Here is a 21554-nt window from a genome sequence, read left to right as displayed (position 1 = left end):
GTTCCGCCCCACGGTGCAACTTCGCTCTCATGGGATAACTCCCGCCCCGTCCGGGACAACCTCTAGCTGAGTTCCCGCGACTACGAACGGAGAACCCCTGTGCGCATGACCGACATCCAGCGGTGCGAGGTCCGGCCCGGACGCCTCGTGGAGTGGACGCTGCACCCGGCGGTGGTCGAGGCCGCCATGAGCCTGCCGAACGACGTACGCCCGCCCGCGTACATCCAGGAGTCCCACGTGCGCACGGCACGATCCGTACGCGAGGACGGGCTGTTCGTCCCCACCTGGCTCGGCACCGCCTTCGACATACCGCGCAGAGTCGACCTCGACGTCCTGCAAGAGGCGCTGCGGACCTGGACCCTCCGCCACGAGACGCTGCGCAGCGGTTTCCGCTGGGCGGGCGACGAGATGCAGCGGTTCACGCTCGACGCCGACGACGTCGTGCTGCACCGTACGGAGGTCGGTGAGTTCACCGACGCGGCGGCCCTGACCCAGCATCTGCAGGACCGTTTCGACACCGCGGCGGACGCGCTCAGCTGGCCGAACTTCATCTTCACCGCGGTCGTACGGGACGACAGTACGAGTGTCTACATGGCGTTCGACCACAGCAACGTCGACGCGTACTCCATCCAGCGGATCACCGCCGAGATCCACGAGCTCTACGCGGCCGGCCTCGACCGCCGCACCGTGGACACGGCGCCGGTCGCCAGCTACGTCGACTTCTGCGCGACCGAACGCAGCACCGCCGACCAGGTCGACGACACCCACGAGATCGTCGCCCGCTGGCGGAAGTTCATCGCCCAGTGCGACGGGAAGCTGCCGAACTTCCCCCTGGACCTCGGCCTCGACCCCGGCGGCCCGCTGCCCACCCAGAAGTTCCTGCACGAGATGCTGGTGGACGACGCGGCGGCGGCCGCCTTCGAGGCGTACTGCCGCCCGTACGGCGGGAGCTTCATCGGCGTCCTCGCGGCCACCGGCCTCATCGTCCGCGACGTCGGCGGCCACCCGGTGTACCGCACCGTCGTGCCCTTCCACACCCGGGCGAAGTCCCAGTGGTCGGACTCCGTGGGCTGGTACGTGGGCGGCGCGCCGATCGAGGTGCCCGTGGGGCAGGCGCCGGACTTCGTCACCGCCATGCAGATGGTCCGTACCGCGTTGCGCGAGAACCGCTCGCTGTCCCGGATTCCCCTCGCCCGGGTCCTCCGGCTGCTGGGCTCCGACTTCCGGCCCACGTCCCCGGACCTGTACTCGATCGTCTCGTTCGTCGACGCGCGCGGCGTCCCCGGCTCCGCACAGTGGCAGGACCTCAAGGCGTACGGGCTGATCCGGGTCTCGTACGGCGACCAGGTGTGCGCGTGGATCACCAGACTCCACGAGGGCCTGCAGTTCGCCGGCCGCTACCCGGACACCGACGCCGCATACGGCAGCCTGCGGCTGTACGTCGAGCGGCTGCGGGAGATCGTCCTCTCGGTGGCACGCGAGGCCGCCGTGACGTCCGTCTGACGCGGCCTGGTTCCCTGGTCCACGCCGGACCGCCGGCCGGGACCCGTTCCGTACGGGGCCCGGCCGCTTCTCCGCACGGGCCCCGGCCACGTCCACGGACGGGCCGCTCCCCCTTACCCCCGGCCCCGGGCACGCCCCATAATCGGTGGGCACAGGACCTCTTCCACCGGCTGCCGGTCCGTCGGGCAGCCGGCCGGCCCGTCCGCGGGGAGGAGCGATGTTCCTGGCAGCCGGCGATTCCCAGTCCAGCCTGGCGATCGGGCTCTCCCTGCTGAGCCTGCTGACTTCTTCCGCCGCCGCGTGGTTCGCCCTGCGCAGCGCCCGGGCGTCCGAGGACTCGGCCCGGGCCGGTTCGCGCAGCGCCTGGGCCGCCGAGCAGTCCGCGATGATCGAACACGGTCGCTGGAGCCAGGACACGTCGGAACGGCAGCAGGCCAGGCTCGCCCCGAGATTCGAGCAGGACGAGGAGGGCCAATGGCACCTGGTCCTCTACAACCGGGGGCGGTCCGACGCGCACTCCGTCGGTGCGTGGCTCAACCCGGTGGAGGGCCCGTCCCCGGGATTCACGGCCGAAGCGATCAGTGACCTGGAGTTCGGCATGACCATCGACTCCGAGGACAAGGCCTGGCTGCCGCTGGTCGTGCCGCAGGGCAGGACGACCGTGGTCCATGTCCATGTGCAATGGGAAGACGGCCAGGGGATCAACTACGACGACTGGAACTGCCGCGTTCCCTGGTGACCGTGCGGCCGCCTGACCGCACCCTGCCCAGGCCCCGCCCCCGCGCTGGCTAGGCTTGCCCCATGACTGATCCGGGCGGCGAGCAGGCCGAACCATGTGTGAAGGTGCTCCTCGCCGAGGACCAGGGCATGATGCGCGGCGCGCTCGCGCTGCTGCTCAACCTGGAGGACGACATGGAGGTCGTCGCCCAGGTGTCGGCCGGGGACGAGATCGTACGGACGGCGCTGGAGGCGCGGCCGGACATCGCGTTGCTGGACATCGAGCTGCCGGGCCGCAGCGGGCTGGACGCCGCGGCGGAGCTGCGGGAGGCGCTGCCGTCCTGCAAGGTGCTGATCGTGACGACGTTCGGCAGGCCCGGATACCTGCGGCGGGCGATGGAGGCGGGCGCCTCCGGTTTCCTCGTCAAGGACGGGCCGGTGGAGGAGCTGGCGGCGGCGATCCGGCGGGTGCTGGCCGGGGAGCGGGTCATCGATCCGGGGCTGGCCGCCGCCGCGCTCAGCGCGGGGCCCAATCCGCTGACCCAGCGTGAGCGCGACGTGCTGACCGCGTCCGTGGACGGGGCGACCGTCGCCGACATCGCGGGGAAGCTGCACCTGTCGCAGGCGACGGTGCGCAACTACCTCTCCGGTGCCATCGGCAAGACCGGCACGCGCAACCGTATGGAGGCGGCGCGTACCGCCCGCCAGAACGGCTGGCTGTAGTGCCGGGCCGGTCCGTCAGCTCTGTGTGCCCTCCTGGAGGTAGCTCTCGTACCCCTTCGCGTCCATCAGGCCGTCGAGTTCGGCGGGCCGGGACAGTCGGAGGACGATCAGCCAGCCCGCGCCGTACGGCTCGTCGTTGATCTGCTCGGGGGCGTCGTTGACGGTCTCGTTGACCACGAGGACCGTACCGGTCAGCGGTACGTAGACCTCGGTGACGGCCTTGACCGACTCCAGCGACCCGAACGCGTCGCCCGCCTCGAACCGTTCGCCCTGCTTGGGCAGTTCGGCGTACACGATGTCGCCCAGCTGCCGCTGCGCGTGGTCGGTGATGCCGACGGTGACCTGATCGCCTCTGACCCGGACCCACTCGTGGTCCTTGGTGTACGAAAGATCCGCGGGGATGTTCGCCATGCCGCGGACGGTGCCACCGCGCCCGGGCGGAGGGAAGGCTTCCGGCGGCCGGGGTCCGGGCGGCCGGTCACGTCCGCAGGTACGACGCCCCGTTGAGGTCCAGCACCGCGCCCGAGCTCCACTGCGCCTCCGGGGACGCCAGCCACCGTACGGCGGCCGCGACCTCCTCCGGGACGGCGACCCGGCCGAACGGGCTCTGGGTGCGGATCGCCGCGCCCTCGGCGCCGGTCAGGCGGTGGGAGACCCGCTCCGTGTCGATGAAGCCCGGGGCCACGGAGGCCACCGCGATGCCGTACGGGGCGAGGGCGACGGCGAGCGACTGGCCGAGGGAGTGCACGGCGGCCTTGGTGGCACCGTAGGCGGGGTGGTCGGGTTCGCCGCGGAAGGCTCCTCGGGAGCCGATGTTGACGATCCGGCCGCCGGTGCCCTGCGCGATCATCGCCTGGGCAGCGCCGTGGCTGAGGTGGGCCGTGCCGAGCAGGTTGACGGTGACGTGCTGCTGCCAGGCGGCGGCCCACTCGTCGTACGGGGTGGTCGCGGGCGGGTGCGCGGTGTTGACGGCGGCGTTGTTCACCAGGACGTCGAGGCCGCCGAGCGCCTCGACGGCCGCCCCGGTCAGCGCGGCGGCGCCGGACGGGTCGGTCAGGTCGGCGCCGAGCAGGACGTGACCGCTGCCGGGCAGCGCGGCGAGGGTCTCCTCGGCGTCCGCGCGCCGCGATCCGTAGTGCACCGCGACCCGGTCACCGTTCTCGGCGAAGGTGCGGGCGAGGGCCCGGCCGAGGCCGCGCGAGGCGCCGCTGACCAGGACGCGGCGGCCGGTGGCGGGGAACGCCGGGACGGGGGTCGCGGGGGCGGGGGTCACGGGCGCGGGGGTCACGGGCGCGGGGTCAGTCATGGTGGGCGTCCTCGGGTCGGCGGGGCAGGGCGAGAACCATCAGGAGCACGCTCGCCAGCAGGATGACCGTACCGACCTGGAAGGCGAGGCCGTACCCGTCGGCCATCGCGGCCCGGCCGCCGTGGTCCGCCGCGATGCGGGTGGCCGCGACCGTGGACAGGATCGACAGGCCGAGCGCGCCGCCCATCTGCCGCGAGGTGTTGATCAGACCGGAGACCAGGCCCTGGTCGGAGAGCGCGGCGCCGGAGGTGGCGATGGAGGCGATCGGGGTGGCGGTCAGGCCCGCGCCGAAGGCCATCAGGACGCCGGGGCCGAGCAGCGTGCCGAGGTAGGTGCCGTCGGCCTCCATCTGCCCCTGCCAGAACATGCCGGCGGCGGAGATCAGCGCGCCCGCGACGGCCAGCGTCTTGGCGCCCGCCCGGTTCATCAGGCGCGGCGCGATCTTGGAGCCCAGCACGATGCTCAGCGAGTGCGGGATGAAGGAGAGGCCGGCTTCCAGGGGCGTGTAGCCGAGGACGTTCTGCACGTAGAGGGAGAGGAAGTACCACATGGAGAACATCGCGGCGCCGGCCAGCACCATGGCGCCGTTCGCCGCGTACACCGAGCGCAGCCGGAAGAGCGTGAGCGGCATCAGCGGTGCCTTCGTACGGGCCTCGACGGCCACGAAGGCGAGGAGCACCAGCAGGCCGGCGGCCAGCGGCAGCAGCGCGCTCGCGGAGGTCCAGCCGTCCGACTCGGTCTGCACGATGCCGTACGCCGCCAGGGCGAGGCCCGCCGTCACCAGCAGGGCCCCCGGCACGTCGAGCCGCCGCCCCTCGCCGCGCCGGCTCTCGGTGAGCCAGAGCAGCGCCCCGGCCAGCACGAGCGCGCCGACCGGCACGTTGATCAGCAGCACCCAGCGCCAGGTGAGGTACTCCGTCAGCACGCCGCCGACCAGGCCGCCGACGGCGCCGCCGCCCGCGCCGACCGCGGTCCAGGTGGCGATGGCCCGGGTCCGGGCCGGGCCCGCGGGGAACGCGGTGGTGAGGATGGTGAGCGTGGCCGGGGAGAGCACCGCCGCGCCGACGCCCTGGACCGCGCGGGCCGCGATCAGCTGCCACGGCTCCTGCGCCAGGCCGCCCGCCAGGCTGGCGACGGTGAAGAGGGTGAGCCCCACGACGAATATCCGCTTGCGCCCGAAGAGGTCGGCCACCCGGCCGCCGAGCAGCATGAACCCGGCGAAGGTGATCACGTAGGCGTTGACCACCCATTGCAGCCCCAGCTCGCTGAGCCCGAGGCCGGCGCGCATGCTCGGCAGCGCGACATTGACGACCGAGACGTCGAGGACGACGAGGAACTGACCGGCGCAGACCAGCAGCGTCACCAGCCAGACGGGCGGGGTGCGGCGGGCGTTTTCGGGCAGCGTGGCGGGGGTTGCTGTCGGGGGCATGGTCTCCATAGTTGCACCTGACACGCGTCGGTGGCATCGGATTATCGGACCGGAAGTGGCCGGTCCGGGGGCTTAGGCCGAAGATCGCCGGGGGTGGACCGAAGGGCGCAGGGCCGGACCGGGGGCGCCGGGCCGGACGGTGCGGTGCGCGCGCGTCGGCGGCCTCTAGGGTTACCGCAATTGATCACCGGGAGCGCGCGGTCGACCACGCGCGCCCCCTGCCAGGGGAGACACCATGCGCTTACGCAGCCGTGCAGCATTACTCATTGCCTTACCCAGCGTGGCCGTCCCGGCCACCCGCGCCACGACCGGCCCGGCCGCCCCGACCGCATGCTGACCGCCGTCTTCCGCGGGCACGAACAGTTCGTCGCCCTCGCCGTCGTCCTCTCCTGCGCCGCGGGCGTGGTGACCTTCGCCGCCGCCCGCAGGAGACAGGGCCCTCCGGTGGCCTGGGGGCTGTGGGGCGCCTGTACGACCGCCACGCTCGCCCTGACACTGTGGAGCACCGGCGACGGGGGCGAGGCGGCGTCGTGCACCGTGAACCTCGATGTCTTCGAGCCCTTCCGGCAGACCCAGGGGCTGCTCAACTTCGGGATGCTGGTGCCGTTCGGCCTGCTCGGTGTCCTGGCCACCGGGCGCCCGGTCCTGACCGCCGGTCTCGGCCTGCTGCTCCCGGCCGCGATCGAGACGGTCCAGGCGCTGGCCCCGATAGGGCGGGCGTGCGACACGAGCGACCTGGTGAGCAACGGTCTGGGCGCGCTGCTCGGGACGGCGGTCGGCACCGTACTCGCGAAGTTCGGCCGCGGTACCCCCTTGTCCCCGGGCGTGACCAGGAAAGCTTTGCTCGGCGGCGGAGCGGCGGCCGCCGTCATGGCGGCCCTGCTGTTCTCCACCACCGAGTTCACCGTCGTCAGCCGCACGGTGAACGCCGTGCCGGCCACGGCGGAGCAGCAGGCCGCGATCGACGGCCGGCTCCGGGCCGCCTTCGGTGGCGCGTACCGCGCCGACGACCACAGCGTCACGCTCGGCGAGGACGGTACCGGCACCGTCACCGCCTTCTTCGGCGTCGGCTCCGCCGAGCTGAGCTGGCCGGACCAGGCCGAGTTCACCGCCTCGATGCCCCCGGCGGACGTGGCGCCCGGTGCGGCGTTCGCGGTGCCCGGCACCACGCGGCGGCCCGCGACCGGGCCGGACGCCGTACGGATCGCCGAGGCGTACGGCGGCCGGTACGCGCCCGGGTGGCTGAAGAACGCGAAGGTCCAGGTCTCGCGCAGCGGCCCGGAAGCCGGCCTCGGCTGGCGCGTCCGCTGGCGCCGGTGGGAAGGCGAGGTCCTCCTCCCCGGAGGGCTCGACGTGCTGGTGGACAGCGCGGGGCGCATCAGCGAACTGACCGAACGGACAGCGGTCGATTCCGCACGCGCCGACGCTGACGGATGACCGGGGCGGGGCGGGGCCGGGCCTGAGCGGGAGCCAGAGGCGGGAGCCGGGCCGGGGCGGGGCGGGGCCTTCGGCCCCTCCCTCACCCCTTCCGCAACACCGTCACCACCGCCGCACCCCCCAGCCCGATGTTGTGCGCGAGCCCGACCCGTGCTCCGGGTACCTGGCGGGCGCCCGCCGTTCCGCGTAGCTGCCACACCAGCTCGGCGGTCTGGGCCAGGCCGGTTGCGCCGAGCGGGTGACCCTTGGAGATGAGGCCGCCGGACGGGTTGACCACCCAGCGGCCGCCGTGGGTCGTGGCGCCGTCCTCGGCCAGCTTGCCGGACCCGCCGTCCGCGCACATGCCGAGCGCCTCGTACGTCAGCAGTTCGTTGACCGAGAAGCAGTCGTGCAGCTCGATCACGTCCACGTCCTCGATGCCGAGGCCGCTCGCCTCGTACGCCTGCCGGGCCGCCGCCCGGGACATCGGGCGGCCGACCACGTCGACGCAGGAGCCGGAGGCGAAGCTGTCCTGCGTGTCCGTCGTCATGGCCTGTCCGGCGATCTCCACCGCCCGGCCGGCCAGGCCGTGTTCGCGGACGAACCGTTCGGAGGCGACCACGGCGGCGGCCGAGCCGTCCGAGGTCGGTGAGCACTGGAGCTTGGTCAGCGGCCGGTGGACGGTCCGGGCGGCGAGGATCTCCTCGACCGTGTACACGTCCTGGAACTGGGCGTTCGGGTTGTCCGCCGAGTGCCGGTGGTTCTTGGCGCCGACGGCGGCGAGCTGCCGTTCGGTGGTGCCGTACCGGTCCATGTGCTCGCGTGCGGCGTTGCCGAAGATCTGGGCGGTGGGCGGGGTCGTCTCGAAGCCGTGCGCGGCGGCCATCACGCCGTAGTGGCGGGCCACGGGAGAGGTCGCGAAGTCGCCGCTGTCCGCGCCGCCGCCGAGCGCGCCGCGTTTCATCTTCTCGAAGCCGAGGGCCAGTACGCAGTCGTTGAGGCCGGAGGCGACGAACTGCCGGGCCATCATCAGGGCGGTGGCGCCGGTCGCGCAGTTGTTGTTGACGTTGTAGACGGGGATGCCGGTCAGGCCCAGTTCGTAGACGGCGCGCTGGCCGGCCGTGGAGGCCTGGTAGCAGTAGCCCACCGCTGCCTGTTCCACGGCGCTGTACGGGATGCCCGCGTCGGCGAGAGCCTTGCCGCCCGCTTCCCCGGCCATGTCCCAGTACTGCCGGTCGCGGGTTTCCGGCTTCTCGAACTTCGTCATGCCCACGCCGATGATGTACGCCTTGCCGGCCATGTGCGTCCTCCTCCTCGGGGGCGCCCGGGGCCCTGGTGCCCGGGCGCCCGGGGTCAGATCAGCGGGCGCGGCTCCGGGTCCCTGGGCAGGCCGAGCAGCCGCTCCGCGACGACGTTCAGCTGCACCTGCGTCGTACCGCCCGCGATCGTCAGGCAGCGCGACATCAGGAAGCCGTGCAGGGCGCGTTCCGCTTCGCCCTCGCCCGTCGCGCCCTCCGGGCCGAGGAGTTCGAGCGCCAGCTCGGCGACCTTCTGCTGGTGCGCGGTCTGCACCAGCTTGCGGATGCTGGCCCCGGCGCCCGGCTCCCGGCCCGCCACCTGCTGGAGGGTGGTGCGCAGTCCGATGCAGGCCAGCGCGTGCGCCTCGGCGGCCAGCGCGCCCACCCGCTCGCGGACCGCGCCGTCCAGCCCGGCGGTCCGCTCGATCAGCGCCTCCAGACCGGTGCTGAAGGTCACCTGGTCGGCCATGTGGACGCGCTCGTTGCCGAGGGTGTGCCGGGCCACCTTCCAGCCGTCGTCCACCTCGCCCACCACCGCGTCGGCGGGCAGCAGGACGTCGTCGAAGTACACCTCGCTGAAGAGCGCGTCGCCGGTGATCTCCCGCAGGGGCCGTACCTCGATGCCGGGTGCCGACATGTCGACCAGGAAGAAGGTCAGGCCCTGGTGCTTCGGCGCCTCCGGGGCCGTCCGGGCGAGCAGGATGCCGTACCCCGCCCACTGGGCCGCCGAGGTCCACACCTTCTGGCCGTTGACCCGCCAGCCGCCGTCCACCCGCTCGGCCCGGGTGCGCAGCGCCGCCAGGTCGGACCCGGCCTCCGGCTCGGAGAAGAGCTGGCACCACAGCCGGTCGCCGCGGAGCGTCGGCAGCAGATGGCGTTCCTGCTGCTCCGGGGTGCCGTAGGTGATCAGGGAGGGCACCACCCAGGTGGCGATCCCCAGGTCGCTGAGCCGGACCCCCGCGTCCCGCAGTTCCCGCTGGACGGCCAGTTGCTGCACGGGGCCGGCGTCCAGGCCGTACGGGGCGGGCAGGTGCGGCGCCGCGTACCCGGTGGGCGCCAGCTCGCGCCGTACGGCTCCGGGGTCGAGGCCGCGTACCTTCGCGATCACCGCACGGGCCTCCTCGCGGTACCGGGCCGCCTCCCGCGACCGCTCCGCCGGCAGGTCCGTCCGCAGCTCGCGCCGGGCACCCCCGGCGCCGTACCCGGCCGCCCGCAGCCGGTGTTCCGCGCCGCCGCCCAGCAGTTGGCGGGCCACGGTCGCCCGCCGCAGATACAGGTGCGCGTCGTGCTCCCAGGTGAAGCCGATGCCGCCGAGGATCTGGATGCAGTCCTTGGCACAGGTGAAGGCGGCGTCCAGGGCGGTGGCGGCGGCCAGTGCGGCGACCATGCCGCGGACCGGCGGGGCCTCGTCCGCCGCGCGCGCCGCGTCCCACGCCAGGGCGCGGGCCTGCTCGACGCGTACGAGCATGTCCGCGCAGAGGTGCTTCACCGCCTGGAACTGGCCGATCGGCCGCCCGAACTGTTCCCGCACGCGGGCGTGCTCGGCGGCGGTGTGCAGGGCCCGGTCCGCCGTGCCGCACGCCTCGGCCGCGAACAGCGTCGCGGCCAGGTCCCGTACGAGGGCGGAGTCGAGGTCCAGCACCCGCGCGGCCGGGACCGTGACGTTCTCGGCCGTCACGCGCGCGGCCGGGCGGGTCGGGTCGGCGGCGGACGGCACCCGTACGGTGAGCGTGTCGGCGTCGACGGCGAGCCAGAGGGTGCGGGGCGGGGGCGGGTCGGCGGGCGATGCCGGTGCTTCCGACCGGCCCGCCGGTTCCATCGCTTCCGCCGCTTCTGCCGGGCCACCCGGACCCGCCGCTTCCGCCGGACCCGCCGGACCCGCCGCTTCCGCCGGGCCCCCCGGACCCGCCGCTTCCGCCGGTTCCACCAGCTCCGCCGCCAGGACGATCAAGTCGGCGTCACCGCCGCCGAGGACGGGCGGCGCGGCGCCGTCCAGCACATGGCCGTCCGCCGTCCCGGCTATGCGGAGCGTGCCCGCGCCGAGCGCGACGGCACCGATGCGATCGCCGGTGGCCAGGGCGCGCGCCAGGTCGGGGGCGCCGCCGCGCAGCAGCAGTTCGGAGGCGAGCACGCTGGGCAGGTACGGGCCGGGCAGCGCGGCACGGCCGGTCTCCTCCAACACGACGGCGAGGTCGAGCAGTTCGCCGCCGCCACCGCCGCACGCCTCCGGCAGGTGCGGCCCGAGCAGGCCCATCTCGGCGAGCCCGTCCCAGTACGCGGGGCGCCCGCGCCGGCCGGGCCCGGCGTCGAGCAGCTTGCGCACCTCCTCCGGAGGCACGGCCCGGGCCGCCCAGCCCCGTACCGCCTCGGCCAGCTCCCCTTGCTCCGGTGTGATTCCGATGCCCATGCCGGGCAGACTAGAACACGTTTCAAACTGACGGTAGGTCAGATCGGGCATCGGAAGGGCCCGTCCGAGGCGGGCCGGGCGGCCCCGCCCCGGGCCGCACCACCGGCCGTACGGCACGGCCGTCCGTACGCCCCCGCCCGCGCGGCACCCGGCCTCGAACTCCCGCACCGCCGGATTCCCCACCGCCTTCCCCCTCCGCATTCCCCCGCCCCCGGAATTCACCACCCCATTCCCCGCCACCCCGCCATACCCGGCACACCTCCGAACACCCACCCGCCCCTCCACCCGTCCGTCCCCCGCATTACCGGCACGTACGATCCGTCGTTATGAGTCACCGCCGCACTCCGGTGACCGTACGACCGAGGAGGAATCCCCATGGCCGCCGCGAACACCCCCAAGCCGGAGATACTCGCCGCATTCGAGGCGGCAAAAGGGTTCATGCCGGTCGACGAAGGGCTGGCCCTTTACGCGGCCGCCGGTGAGGCCGCGGCACTGGGGCTGCCACTCGTCGAGGTCGGCACCTATTGCGGGCGCTCCACGCTTCTGCTCGCCGACGCCGCGCGCGCGGCGGGCGTGACAGTCGTCACCGTCGACCACCACCGCGGCAGCGAGGAGCAGCAGCCCGGCTGGGAGTACCACGACCCGGCCGTGGTCGACCCCGAAGTGGGCCTGATGGACACCCTGCCCACCTTCCGCCGCACGCTGTACGCGGCCGGGCTGGAGGACCACGTCGTCGCCCTGGTGGGCCGCTCCCCGCAGGTCGCCGCGCTCTGGAACACCCCCGTCGGCCTGGTCTTCGTCGACGGCGGCCACACCGACGAGCACGCCACCGCCGACTACGAGGGCTGGGCGCCGCACGTCGCGCCCGGCGGGCTGCTCGTCATCCACGACGTCTTCGCCGACCCGGCGGACGGCGGCCAGGCCCCGTACCGCGTCTACCGGCGCGCCCTGGAATCCGGCGCCTTCACCGAAATGTCGGCACACGGATCGCTGCACGTCCTGCGTCGTACCGGTGAAGGGCACTGACCCCACCACTACGATCGCGATGTGACGAACGGCAGTACATTCCCCCCGCGCCGCCGTTTCGGCGGCACCCTCGTCGTCGTCCTGGCCGCACTGCTGGCCGCCTGCGCGGCGGGCTGGCTGATCTGGCGGTCCGCGAGCGGGCACGGCGGTGACAAGCCGCCCAAGGCCCTGCCCGCCGCGAGCCCGGCCTCCCCCGGCGGCCGGCCCGGCACGGACGGCGCCCCCGGCAAGGACGGCACTCCCGGCGCCGGCGGAGCGGACCGGGCGGACGGCGGCGGCGCCGGGCAGGGCGGAGACCGGGACGGCAAGGGAGACCAGGCCGGGCCCGGCGGCCGCACCGGAACCCGGCTCCAGGGCAAGACCGTCCTCCTCGACCCCGGCCACAACCCCCACAACCGCGACCACACCCGCGAGATCGCCCGCCAGGTGGACGTCGGCAACGCCCGCAAGGAGTGCGACACCACCGGCACCTCCACCAACGACGGCTACGCCGAGGCGTCCTTCACCCTCGACGTGGCGCGGCGCGCCCGTACCCTCCTCCAGGCCGAGGGCGCGAAGGTCGTCTTCACCCAGGACGGCGACCGCCCGTACGGCCCGTGCGTCGACGAGCGGGCCCGCGCCGGGAACGCGGCGAAGGCCGACGCCGCGGTGTCCGTGCACGCCGACGGGGCGGGCGACGGCAACCGCGGCTTCCACGTGATCCTGCCCGCGCGGGTCATCGCGGGCGCGGCGGACACCTCCGCCATCGTCGGCCCGTCCCGGCAGCTCGGCGAACGTCTGGCGGGCCGCTTCGTGGCGGCCACCGGGAGCGCCCCCGCCAATTACCTGGGCGGCGGGACCGGGTTGGTCGTCCGGTCCGACCTCGGCGGCCTCAACCTCTCCAGCATTCCCAAGGTGTTCCTGGAGTGCGGCAATATGCGCGATCCGAAGGACGCCGCGCAATTGACCGATCCGCAATGGCGGGAAAAGGCGGCCCGCGGGATCGCCGAGGGCATTACGGGCTTCCTGACCCGGTAGCGGCCGGCGCCGATACCGACTCGATACCTGACCGATACCGACAAGACGGCCCACAGGATCCGGCGGTAGGTTCCCCCTTACGATGGGGGGCCACCCCGTGCCTCGCCACGCGCCCACCAGCGCTTACGGCAGCGACAGCGAAGACCAGAACACCGGAACCGACAAAGGACCCTTACGTGAACATCCGCTCCCTCACTAGAGGCGACGGCGTGGTGATCGGAGCAGCGGTGTTGCTGTTCATCGCCTCGTTTCTCGACATCAGCTCGTACGACGGATCCGACTGCACCGGCAGCTTCTGCCCGAAGATCACGTCCGCGAACGCCTGGGACTCACTGTCCCTGCTGATGGGCATGTTCCTGGCCGGCGTGATCGCGGCCGCCCTGATCGTCGTGGCCCGCGCCCTGCCGCAGCCGCTGAAGGTGGCCGGCCTCGACCTCGGGCAGTTCGGCGTCGCGTGGACCGTGTTCGTCGCCTGGTTCGCCTTCTGGACGACGGTCAACAGCGGCGGCGCAGGCGCCGGCCTGATCCTCGGCCTGATCGCCGCGCTCGTGCTGGCCGCCGCGGCCGTGGCCACGCCGCTGGTACCGGCCCTGAAGGCCGGGCTCGTGCCGGCCCCGCGGCCGCAGACCCCGTCCCCGTACGGCGCGGCCCAGGGCCAGGGGTACGGCTACCCCGGCGCCCACCAGCAGCAGCCGGGCCACGGCGGGTACGGCTACCCGGGCGCCCAGCAGCCCGGCCAGGGCCAGCCGCAGCCGGGGCAGGCCCAGTCCGGCCCGCAGTCGTACGGCGGGCAGCAGCCCTCCCCGGCCGCCGCGCAGCAGCCCGCGCCCGCCGCGGACTTCGCGCCGTTCTGGTTCGCGGTGCCGGTGGCGCGTCCGCTGTACGGCGAGGACGGCGCGCCCACGCCGATCGCCGAACTGGCGCCCGGTACCTGGTACCTGGCCGTGGACCAGCGGGGCCAGGCCCTCGTCGCGCAGACGCAGGACGGGCGCCGCGGCGTCCTCCAGGACACGACCGGCATCCAGCGCGGCTGACACCGCCCGCCGCCCCACCGCACGGCCTCTCTCCCGTTCCGGGTGAGGGGCCGTCGCCGTACCCGCCCTTCCTTTCACCCCCCACCCTCCGTACAGTGCACCGACCACCCACGGCACCTGACGGACCGTCACCTCTTTGGGGCTCACCATGCGACTCGGCCTGGCACTCGGCTACTGGGGCCGCGGCCCCGACCCCCGGCACGTCGAACTCGCCCAGGAGGCCGAACGGCTGGGCTACGACTCCGTGTGGACCGCGGAAGCCTGGGGCTCCGACGCCTTCACCCCTCTCACCTGGATCGCCGCCCGCACCACCCGGATCAGGCTGGGCACCGCCATCGCCCAGATGGCCGCCCGCACCCCCACCGCCACCGCGATGCAGGCCCTGACTCTGGACCACCTGTCCGGCGGCCGGATGATGCTCGGGCTCGGCCTCTCGGGACCGCAGGTGGTGGAGGGCTGGTACGGCCGCCCGTTCCCGGCCAGTCCGCTCACCGCCACCCGGGAGTACGTGGACATCGTGCGCCAGGTGCTGCGCCGGGAAGCCCCGGTCACCTCCGACGGCCGCTTCCACCCGCTCCCCTACCGCGGCCCCGACAGCACCGGCCTCGGCAAACCCCTCAAGCCCATCACCCACCCCCGCCGCCCCGGCCTCCCCGTCCTCCTCGGCGCCGAGGGCCCCAAAAACATCGCCCAGACCACGCGCATCGCCGACGGCTGGCTCCCGCTGTACTGGTCCCCGTACCGCACCGACGCCTACGAGGCGTCCCTCACCGGCGCCCCCGAGGGCTTCCTCGTCGCCCCGATGGCCCGCGCCCGGCTCTGCGACGACGTGGCCGAGGGCCTGCTCCCCGTCAAGGCCATGCTCGCCTTCTACATCGGCGGCATGGGCCACGCCTCCCGCAACTTCCACGCGGACCTGATGTCCCGCATGGGCCACGAGGAAGCGGCCCACCGCATCCAGGACCTGTTCCTCCAGGGCCGCCGCGACGAGGCCGTCCAAGCCGTCCCCGACACCTTCGCCGACGACATCTCCCTCGTCGGCCCCCGCCCCCGCCTCGCCGACCGCCTCACGGCCTGGCGCGAGGGGCCGGTGACCGACCTCCTCGTCACGGCCCCTGACGTGCAGACCTTGCGGGTACTGGCGGAGCTGAACGGATAGGGCGCACCTCGCGGCGGCCGGCGATCCGGCGGATCACCGGCCACAGTGCCCGTCACCTCAGCCGAACACCGCCATCCCCAGCCACTCCTCCAGGAACGCCCGGTCCCCGGTGACCTCGATGCCCGGTGTGCCGACCGGGAGGCGGCGGTAGTAGACGCGGAGGAGGTCGGCGGCGGGGCCCTGGAGGGTGGTGGTGGCCGGTTCGGTGGAGTGACGGTAGGCGGGGGTGGTGCCGGTGAAGTCGAGGAGCCAGTCGGCGGGGGCGCCGGGCGGGGTGTCGGTCGCGTGCAGACGGAGGGTGCGGTCGCTGCCGAGGAGGGTGTTGAGCGGGTGGTCGGGCCGGAGGGTGGGGAGCAGGCACATCAGCTGCGACCACTCCTCTATGGTGTCGGCGGCGACCTCCGGGTCCAGGGGGAAGGCGGCGCCCGTGGTGGCGGCCGCGTCCGCCCGGTGAATGATCGTCTCGTGGGTCATCCGCCGGGGCCAGAAGCCGGACGGCTGCCCCGGGGCCCAGGCCCAGACCGGTGCGTCGGGGCCCGCCTCGCGCATCGCCCCGGCGGCCAGCTGCGCGCCTTCGTCGAGCCAGGCATCCAGGGCCGCCGGGTCGTCGGCGGACGGGCCCTTGGCGTCGGGGACCGACTCGTAGGACACCATCTCGGTGGCCCGGGTCCGTACGGTCATGGCGGCCCAGCGGTAGGCGCCGCCGACATGCCGGACGAGGTCTTCCAGGGTCCAGTCCGGGCAGGTCGGCACGGTCGCCGTCAGGTCGGCGCCCCGTACGGTCTGCCGGAACCGGTCGGCCTCCACGAGGACTTCGGCACAGTAACGGTCGTGGTCGAGTGTTCCGTTCATGGTCGTCATGGGTCGCACAGTAGCGGGTATTAGCGGTGGGTGCCTCCGTTTATTTGGAACGGAGGGTGGTGGGCGGGGAGTTGTTTAGGGCGGGAGGGGGCGGCTACCCGTGCGTCATGTCCAGGAGACACCGGTACGCAAGCAGTCACGCGGCCACGGCCGTCACCGTCGTCGCGGACGTCACGGCCGTCATCCTCGGCCTGTGGATCGCGATGTACCTGCTCGACGCGAACCGCGCCAACGACCTGGTGCACTTCGTCCAGGGCGCGGCGCGGTGGCTGGCGGGCTGGTCCTACAACCTCTTCACCTTCGACGCCGACTGGCTGCGGACGCTGCTGAACTACGGGCTGCCCGCGATCGTGTACCTGTTCGTCGGGCACGCGCTGGCCGCCCGCATCCGGCGGATCGAGCGGGTCGAGCGGTGAGGAGGGGCGGGCCCGGGGCGCCCCTCCGTACGCGTCAGCGGCAGCAGTCCGGGTCGAGTCCGGTCGGCAGGCGCTCGCCCCCGAAGACGGCGGTGGTGGCCTCGTCTCCCCCCAGCGCGGCCACGGCCAGCAGCATCGACCCGGCCGTCCAGGAAGTCTGCTCCTCGGGCCAGACCGCGTCGTCGTCGAAGACGTAACCGGTCCAGTACATGCCGTTGTCGGCACGCAGGTGCTGGACCCATTTGAGGATCTGCACGGCGCGGTCGGACTCGCCCATCGCCCAGAGCGCCAGGGCCAGTTCGGCGCTCTCGCCGCCGGTGACCCACGGGTTGGGCAGGACGCAGCGTACGCCGAGGCCGGGGACGACGAAGTCCTCCCAGGCGGACTCGATGCGGTCCTTGGCGGCGGTGCCGCGCAGGGCGCCGCCGAGGACCGGGTAGTACCAGTCCATGGAGTAGCGCGCCTTGTCGAGGAAGCGTTCGGGGTGGTGCCGGATGGCGTGGCCGAGCCGCCCGAGGGCCAGTTCCCAGTCGGGCTGGGGCTCCTCGCGCTGGTCGGCGAGGGCGAGGGCGCAGCGCAGGGCCTGGTAGACCGAGGAGGAGCCGGTCAGCAGGGCGTCGGTGACGGGTGTGCCGTCGTCCTCACGCTTCCAGCCGATCTCGCCGCCGGGCTGCTGGAGTTCCAGGACGAACTCCATGGCCGCGTACACGGCGGGCCACATGCGGTCGACGAAGGTGTCGTCGCCGGTGGACAGGTAGTGGTGCCAGACGCCGACGGCGAGGTACGCGCAGAAGTTGGTCTCGCGGCCGCGGTCGGTGGGGGCGGCGGCGTCCCCGTCGGCGTAGGCCGCGTACCAGGAGCCGTCCGGGTTCTGGTGCCGGGCCAGCCAGGCGTACGCGGCCTCGGCGCGCTCGTGCTCACCGGCCGCGTCCAGGGCCATGGCGGCCTCGGTGTGGTCCCACGGGTCGAGGTGGTGGCCGCGGAACCAGGGAATGGCACCGTCCGCGCGCTGGGCCGCCAGGATGCCGGCGACCGTGCGGGCCGCCTGTTCGGCGGTCAGCACTCCGGGCAGGACCAGGCGTTCGGTACGTCCTGGTGTGGTCACTTGGCGGCCCCGGCGGCGGCAGTGTCCGCGGTGGTGGCGTCCGCGGCGGCGTCCCCGGCGGCCGGTGCGGGCAGGTGCGGCTTGGTGGCGTAGGCGACGAAGCTCTTGCCGATGACCGGGTTGAGCAGCTGCTCGGCCATCCGCGTGGCCAGCGGCTTCTTCATGATGTCCCAGACCAGCAGCTTGTGGTACGCCTTGACCGGCAGCGCCTGGTCGTTGTCGACGCCGAAGGCGCACTTGAGCCACCAGTAGGGGCTGTGCAGCCCGTGCGCATGGTGGGTGCCGTACGGCTTCAGGCCCGCCTCGCGCATCTTGCCGAGGAGTTCGTCGGCCTTGTAGATGCGGATGTGGCCGCCCTCGACCTCGTGGTATTCGTCGCTGAGCGCCCAGCAGACCTTCTCCGGGCCGTAGCGCGGCACGGTCACCGCGATCCGCCCGCCGGGCCGCAGCACCCGCACCATCTCGGCGAGCACCCCCTTGTCGTCGGGGATGTGCTCCATGACCTCGGAGATGATGACGACGTCGAAGCTCTCGTCGGGGAACGGCAGGGCCAGCGCGTCGCCCTCCATGGCGGTGGCGGTGGCGCCCGCGGGGGCCTCCCCGGCCTCCTTCATCGCGGCGAACCACTTGGCGACCTCGCGGATCTCCTCGGCGTTCTGGTCGAGCGCCACGACCTGCGCGCCGCGCCGGTAGCACTCGAAGGCGTGCCGGCCCGCGCCGCAGCCCAGGTCCAGGACGCGGTCGCCCTGCGCCAGCGGGAATCGGGAAAAGTCGACGGTCAGCAAGGGCTCTCTGCTTTCGTCCTGGGGGGGAAGCCGGGGGCGGGCTAAGCCCGGCGGCGGGTCCTGGCGGTGGTCGTGACGGTGGTGGTGACAGTGGTGGTCGGTGCCCGTCCGGGCCGCATCAGGCGCGGCCTGCGGGGGCCGGGGCGGGCGCGGTGGCGCGGCGGGTGCGTGCGGCGCGCCCGCGCGGGTTCTGCAAGGCGATGGCCTCCCGGTAGCGCTCGGCGGTGCCGATGGCGGCCTGGCGCCAGGTGAAGCGGGCGAGGACGCGTTCGCGTCCGGCGGTGCCGAGGCGGCGGCGCAGCCGGTCGTCGTCCAGCAGCCGGGTCAGTCCGGCGGCCAGCGCGTCCGCGTCGCCGGGCGGTACGGACAGACAGGTCTCGCCGTCCGGTCCGGAGACCTCGGGGATGGCGCCGCCGGTGGTGGCCAGCAGCGGCGTACCGGTGGCCATGGCTTCGGCGGCGGGCAGCGAGAAGCCTTCGTAGAGGGAGGGGACGCAGGCGATCTGAGCGCCGCGGACCAGGTCCACGAGTTCGGTGTCGCTGATGCCCTTGACGAATTCGATGGCGTCGCCGAGGCCGTGCCGGGCGATGGCGGCGGCCACCGGGCCGTCGTCGGCGCGCTTGCCGACGACCACCAGGTGGGCCCGGGGGTTGCCGGCCCGGACCTTGGCCAGGGCTTCGACGAGGTGGACGAGGCCCTTGAGGGGGACGTCGGCGCTGGAGGTGGTGACGATGCGGCCGGGGATCTCGGGGACCGACGGATCCGGCGAGAAGAGGTCGGTGTCGGCGCCGATGTGCACGACGTGGATACGGCCGTCCCGTACGCCGAGGTGGTCCACGATCTCCTGACGGGAGGAGCCGGAGACGGTCAGCACCGACGGCAGGCGGCGGGCGACGCGCTTCTGCATCCGGGTGAAGCCGTACCAGCGGCGGACCGAGGCGCGCCGCTTCCAGCCGTCGGCGGCGTCGAGGTCGAGCTGCCGGTCGACGGTGATGGGGTGGTGGATGGTGGTGACCAGGGGCGCGCCGAGGTCGCCGAGCAGGCCGTAGCCGAGGGTCTGGTTGTCGTGCACGACGTCGAAGTCGCCGCGGCGGGCGGCGAGGTGGCGGCGGGCGCGCAGGGAGAAGGTGAGCGGTTCGGGGAAGCCGCCGGTCCACATGGTGCCGACCTCGACGGCGTCGATCCAGTCCCGGTACTCGCCGCGCTTCGGCGTGCGGAACGGGTCGGGCTGGCGGTAGAGGTCGAGGCTGGGCAGCTCGGTGAGGGTGACGCCGCCGCCGGACGCCGTCCGTACGGTGTCCGCGTCGTCGAGGACCGGGTACGGCTGGGCGCCGATCACTTCGACGGTGTGGCCGAGGCGGGCCAGTTCGCGCGAGAGGTGGCGGACGTAGACGCCCTGGCCGCCGCAGAACGGGTTGCCCTTGTAGGTCAGCAGGGCGATGCGCAGGGGGCGGTCGCCGTCCGGCCCGGCGGAGGCGGCGGGGGCCTCGGCGGGGTGCTGCGCGGCTGCCTGGACGGCCTCGGCGGACACTCTCGGCCCCCTTCTCGCTGGACTTTCGCCGGAGCGTAACCGCTGGCGCTAATCTAGAACAAGTTTCAGTACGGTTCGGCCGCGGCCGGCCGGCGACCGGCCCGCGGCGTCTGCGGGCCACGGCGGCCGGCAGGCTACTGATGAGTTCAAGGAGCTTCGAATCTACCGGCCGGAAACCCGGCGGAAAGAGCCGCACCAGGTGATTCGCGCCACCACCTGCGCCCCTGCCATGCTGTGCCGATCGCAGGACCGGTACGCGCCGCACCGCGGACGGACTGTCACGGAATGGGACATATGACTACGGACTCCACAGCGACCGGAGCGGCGCTCCCTCCCAGTCCGCCCCTGACCGCACGTCAGGAGGCCCGGCGCCGCCGCATCCTGCACGCCAGCGCCCGGCTGGCCGGCCGCGGCGGGTTCGACGCCGTGCAGATGCGCGAGGTCGCCGAGTCGTCGGACGTCGCGCTCGGCACCCTCTACCGGTACTTCCCCTCCAAGATCCACCTGCTCGTGGCGACCATGCAGGACCAGTTGCAGCACATGCACGAGACGCTGCGCAAGCGCCCGCCGACGGAGCGGGAGCCGGGCGCCCGGGTGGCGCAGACCCTGATGCGGGCCTTCCGGGCGCTGCAGCGCGAGCCGCAGCTGGCGGACGCCATGGTGCGCGCCCTGACGTTCGCCGACCGCTCGGTGAGCCCGGAGGTGGACACCGTCTCCCGGCTCACCACCGCGATCATCCTGGACGCGATGGGACTGGACGGCGCACCGACGCCGGAGCAGCTGTCCGCCGTCCGGGTCATCGAGCACACCTGGCACTCGGCGCTGATCACCTGGCTCTCCGGGCGTGCCTCGATCGCCCAGGTGAAGATCGACATCGAGACGGTGTGCCGGCTCATCGACCTCACCGCGCCCCGGCAGCGCGGCTGACCCGACGGCTACGAACGGGTAACCCCTAACCTGGCGCATTCGGGGCGCGCACACCCCCAACGCGCGCCCCCGCGCCCCCGCTTGGCCAATTCTTCGGGTCCATGACAGCGGCATTGCCGGTATGAATTCCGGGTACTCGCAACGGTGCCGGTACGCGGGGTCTTGGAGGGGGACTGCAGTGATCCGGGTGCTACTCGTGCATGACATCTGTCTGTTCCGGTGGGCATTGGCAGAGGTGCTCGACCGGGAGAACGACATCGACGTCTCCGCCGCCACCACCCGGGACGCGACGGACCGGGTGCGCGCCGTGCGCCCCGACGTCTGTGTGGTGGACGCGGAGAGCCCGGAGCCCACCGGGCAAGGCATATTGCGCAAGTTATCCAAACTCGCGAAAGGGAAAGGCCCGGGGAAATCACCGGCCCTGCTGGTGCTGGGCTCGGCGCACCGGCCCGGACCGCTGCGCCGGGCATTCGAGGCGGAGGCCCTCGGGTACGTCGACAAGGAGGCCTCGCCGGTGCAGCTGACCACCGGAATACGGCAGGTGGCGGCGGGGAAACGGTTCATCGACGGATCGCTGGGCTTCGGTTTCCTGCAGGCCGCCGACATCCCGCTGACCCGCCGCGAGCTGAGCGTGCTGTCACTGGCCGCCGAGGGCTCCTCGGTCTCCGAGATCGCCGGCGTCCTGCATCTGTCGACCGGGACCGTGCGCAACTACATGTCCGCCATCACCCGCAAGACGGGTGCCCGCAACCGCGTCGACGCCATCCGCATCTCGCGCGGCGAGGGCTGGCTGTAGCGGCGCGGCGGCCGGGGGCTCCGCGTGGGCCCACCCGCCGGTCAGCTCGCGGTAGAGCGCGGACCGCCGCAGCAGTTCGCCGTGCCGCCCCGTACGGA

20 protein-coding genes are annotated in these 21554 nt (G+C 73.3%); 11 read left to right on the top strand and 9 right to left on the bottom strand.

The features are described 5' to 3' along the window. Positions 1-105 precede the first annotated feature (105 nt). The 3 genes from OEIGOIKO_RS29970 to OEIGOIKO_RS29960 all read left to right on the top strand — a co-directional run bounded on the left by OEIGOIKO_RS29970 (position 106) and on the right by OEIGOIKO_RS29960 (position 2943). Positions 106-1503 (top strand): condensation domain-containing protein, encoded by a 1398-nt coding sequence (locus tag OEIGOIKO_RS29970; RefSeq protein WP_125056658.1) that lies wholly within the window; start codon positions 106-108, stop codon positions 1501-1503. Positions 1504-1720: 217 nt separating this feature from the next. Beyond that, the gene (locus OEIGOIKO_RS29965; protein ID WP_125056657.1) at positions 1721-2242 is read left to right on the top strand and encodes a hypothetical protein; all 522 of its coding nucleotides are present in this window, start codon (positions 1721-1723) and stop codon (positions 2240-2242) included. Between the two features lie 62 nt (positions 2243-2304). Then, on the top strand, positions 2305-2943 hold the full coding sequence (locus OEIGOIKO_RS29960) for a response regulator transcription factor (RefSeq protein WP_125056656.1): 639 nt from the start codon (positions 2305-2307) through the stop codon (positions 2941-2943). A gap of 15 nt (positions 2944-2958) precedes the next feature. Here OEIGOIKO_RS29960 and gcvH read toward each other — a convergent pair whose 3' ends face one another. The 3 genes from gcvH to OEIGOIKO_RS29945 all read right to left on the bottom strand — a co-directional run bounded on the left by gcvH (position 2959) and on the right by OEIGOIKO_RS29945 (position 5687). Continuing rightward, entirely contained in the window at positions 2959-3354 is a 396-nt protein-coding gene (gene gcvH, locus OEIGOIKO_RS29955; RefSeq protein WP_125056655.1) for a glycine cleavage system protein GcvH, read from the bottom strand. A gap of 67 nt (positions 3355-3421) precedes the next feature. After that, positions 3422-4249: an SDR family NAD(P)-dependent oxidoreductase gene (locus tag OEIGOIKO_RS29950; protein ID WP_246177610.1), complete on the bottom strand. Its 828-nt coding sequence runs from the start codon at positions 4247-4249 to the stop codon at positions 3422-3424. Next, the gene (locus tag OEIGOIKO_RS29945; RefSeq protein WP_125056654.1) at positions 4242-5687 is read right to left on the bottom strand and encodes an MFS transporter; all 1446 of its coding nucleotides are present in this window, start codon (positions 5685-5687) and stop codon (positions 4242-4244) included. Before OEIGOIKO_RS29945 ends, OEIGOIKO_RS29950 begins: the two co-directional genes overlap by 8 nt. A 321-nt stretch (positions 5688-6008) precedes the next feature. On the opposite strand from OEIGOIKO_RS29945, the gene OEIGOIKO_RS29940 reads away from it, so the two are divergent. Beyond that, positions 6009-7115 carry a VanZ family protein gene (locus OEIGOIKO_RS29940; RefSeq protein WP_125056653.1) on the top strand — a complete coding sequence of 369 codons (1107 nt, stop codon included), beginning with the start codon at positions 6009-6011 and terminating at the stop codon, positions 7113-7115. An 82-nt stretch (positions 7116-7197) separates the two neighbouring features. Here OEIGOIKO_RS29940 and OEIGOIKO_RS29935 read toward each other — a convergent pair whose 3' ends face one another. Together OEIGOIKO_RS29935 and OEIGOIKO_RS29930 are read right to left on the bottom strand one after the other, a co-directional pair. Then, positions 7198-8394 (bottom strand): lipid-transfer protein, encoded by a 1197-nt coding sequence (locus OEIGOIKO_RS29935; RefSeq protein WP_125056652.1) that lies wholly within the window; start codon positions 8392-8394, stop codon positions 7198-7200. A 53-nt stretch (positions 8395-8447) separates the two neighbouring features. Further along, complete coding sequence (locus tag OEIGOIKO_RS29930) at positions 8448-10799, bottom strand: acyl-CoA dehydrogenase (protein ID WP_125056651.1); 2352 nt, start codon at positions 10797-10799, stop codon at positions 8448-8450. A gap of 375 nt (positions 10800-11174) precedes the next feature. On the opposite strand from OEIGOIKO_RS29930, the gene OEIGOIKO_RS29925 reads away from it, so the two are divergent. From OEIGOIKO_RS29925 to OEIGOIKO_RS29910, 4 genes are all read left to right on the top strand, one after another. Beyond that, the gene (locus tag OEIGOIKO_RS29925) at positions 11175-11825 is read left to right on the top strand and encodes a class I SAM-dependent methyltransferase (protein ID WP_170251916.1); all 651 of its coding nucleotides are present in this window, start codon (positions 11175-11177) and stop codon (positions 11823-11825) included. 21 nt (positions 11826-11846) lie between these two features. Further along, positions 11847-12842, top strand: a complete 996-nt coding sequence (locus OEIGOIKO_RS29920; protein WP_125056649.1) for an N-acetylmuramoyl-L-alanine amidase — start codon at positions 11847-11849, stop codon at positions 12840-12842. 176 nt (positions 12843-13018) lie between these two features. Continuing rightward, positions 13019-13876 (top strand): DUF5336 domain-containing protein, encoded by an 858-nt coding sequence (locus OEIGOIKO_RS29915; protein ID WP_125056648.1) that lies wholly within the window; start codon positions 13019-13021, stop codon positions 13874-13876. Between the two features lie 148 nt (positions 13877-14024). Continuing rightward, positions 14025-15035: an LLM class F420-dependent oxidoreductase gene (locus OEIGOIKO_RS29910; RefSeq protein WP_125056647.1), complete on the top strand. Its 1011-nt coding sequence runs from the start codon at positions 14025-14027 to the stop codon at positions 15033-15035. A gap of 57 nt (positions 15036-15092) precedes the next feature. Here the strand turns inward: OEIGOIKO_RS29910 and OEIGOIKO_RS29905 are convergent, their stop codons facing one another. Further along, positions 15093-15896, bottom strand: coding sequence for a maleylpyruvate isomerase N-terminal domain-containing protein (locus OEIGOIKO_RS29905; protein ID WP_307721251.1), 804 nt, complete (start codon positions 15894-15896; stop codon positions 15093-15095). A gap of 107 nt (positions 15897-16003) precedes the next feature. Between OEIGOIKO_RS29905 and OEIGOIKO_RS29900 the strand changes: the two genes are divergently transcribed. Beyond that, entirely contained in the window at positions 16004-16312 is a 309-nt protein-coding gene (locus OEIGOIKO_RS29900) for a hypothetical protein (protein ID WP_125056646.1), read from the top strand. A gap of 34 nt (positions 16313-16346) precedes the next feature. Here the strand turns inward: OEIGOIKO_RS29900 and OEIGOIKO_RS29895 are convergent, their stop codons facing one another. The 3 genes from OEIGOIKO_RS29895 to OEIGOIKO_RS29885 form a co-directional block, all read right to left on the bottom strand. After that, positions 16347-17417, bottom strand: a complete 1071-nt coding sequence (locus OEIGOIKO_RS29895; protein WP_125047397.1) for a prenyltransferase — start codon at positions 17415-17417, stop codon at positions 16347-16349. Further along, positions 17414-18202, bottom strand: coding sequence for a class I SAM-dependent methyltransferase (locus OEIGOIKO_RS29890; protein WP_125056645.1), 789 nt, complete (start codon positions 18200-18202; stop codon positions 17414-17416). The genes OEIGOIKO_RS29895 and OEIGOIKO_RS29890 overlap by 4 nt, the downstream gene beginning before the upstream one ends. Positions 18203-18320: 118 nt before the next feature. Continuing rightward, positions 18321-19733 (bottom strand): glycosyltransferase family 4 protein, encoded by a 1413-nt coding sequence (locus OEIGOIKO_RS29885; protein WP_125056644.1) that lies wholly within the window; start codon positions 19731-19733, stop codon positions 18321-18323. 294 nt (positions 19734-20027) lie between these two features. On the opposite strand from OEIGOIKO_RS29885, the gene OEIGOIKO_RS29880 reads away from it, so the two are divergent. Beyond that, a complete protein-coding gene (locus OEIGOIKO_RS29880; RefSeq protein WP_125056643.1) occupies positions 20028-20660 on the top strand; it encodes a TetR family transcriptional regulator in 633 nt (210 codons plus the stop codon). Between the two features lie 178 nt (positions 20661-20838). Next, positions 20839-21456, top strand: coding sequence for a response regulator transcription factor (locus tag OEIGOIKO_RS43160; protein WP_371858982.1), 618 nt, complete (start codon positions 20839-20841; stop codon positions 21454-21456). Positions 21457-21554: the final 98 nt, after the last annotated feature.

The organism is Streptomyces paromomycinus (assembly GCF_003865155.1).
In the GTDB taxonomy this organism is placed as follows: domain Bacteria; phylum Actinomycetota; class Actinomycetes; order Streptomycetales; family Streptomycetaceae; genus Streptomyces; species Streptomyces chrestomyceticus.
Note: the sequence above shows the minus strand (reverse complement) of the source record. Positions and strands in the feature narration are given on the sequence as shown.

Coding starts and splice junctions, on each gene's coding strand:
- OEIGOIKO_RS29900 (WP_125056646.1), top strand. CDS start 16,004: ATGTCCAGGAGACACCGGTACGCAAGCAGTCACGCGGCCACGGCCGTC.
- OEIGOIKO_RS29945 (WP_125056654.1), bottom strand. CDS start 5,687: ATGGAGACCATGCCCCCGACAGCAACCCCCGCCACGCTGCCCGAAAAC.
- OEIGOIKO_RS29970 (WP_125056658.1), top strand. CDS start 106: ATGACCGACATCCAGCGGTGCGAGGTCCGGCCCGGACGCCTCGTGGAG.
- OEIGOIKO_RS29950 (WP_246177610.1), bottom strand. CDS start 4,249: ATGACTGACCCCGCGCCCGTGACCCCCGCGCCCGTGACCCCCGCCCCC.
- OEIGOIKO_RS29965 (WP_125056657.1), top strand. CDS start 1,721: ATGTTCCTGGCAGCCGGCGATTCCCAGTCCAGCCTGGCGATCGGGCTC.
- OEIGOIKO_RS29905 (WP_307721251.1), bottom strand. CDS start 15,896: ATGACGACCATGAACGGAACACTCGACCACGACCGTTACTGTGCCGAA.
- OEIGOIKO_RS29960 (WP_125056656.1), top strand. CDS start 2,305: ATGACTGATCCGGGCGGCGAGCAGGCCGAACCATGTGTGAAGGTGCTC.
- OEIGOIKO_RS29940 (WP_125056653.1), top strand. CDS start 6,009: ATGCTGACCGCCGTCTTCCGCGGGCACGAACAGTTCGTCGCCCTCGCC.
- OEIGOIKO_RS29925 (WP_170251916.1), top strand. CDS start 11,175: ATGGCCGCCGCGAACACCCCCAAGCCGGAGATACTCGCCGCATTCGAG.
- OEIGOIKO_RS29910 (WP_125056647.1), top strand. CDS start 14,025: ATGCGACTCGGCCTGGCACTCGGCTACTGGGGCCGCGGCCCCGACCCC.
- OEIGOIKO_RS29930 (WP_125056651.1), bottom strand. CDS start 10,799: ATGGGCATCGGAATCACACCGGAGCAAGGGGAGCTGGCCGAGGCGGTA.
- OEIGOIKO_RS29935 (WP_125056652.1), bottom strand. CDS start 8,394: ATGGCCGGCAAGGCGTACATCATCGGCGTGGGCATGACGAAGTTCGAG.
- OEIGOIKO_RS29880 (WP_125056643.1), top strand. CDS start 20,028: ATGACTACGGACTCCACAGCGACCGGAGCGGCGCTCCCTCCCAGTCCG.
- gcvH (WP_125056655.1), bottom strand. CDS start 3,354: ATGGCGAACATCCCCGCGGATCTTTCGTACACCAAGGACCACGAGTGG.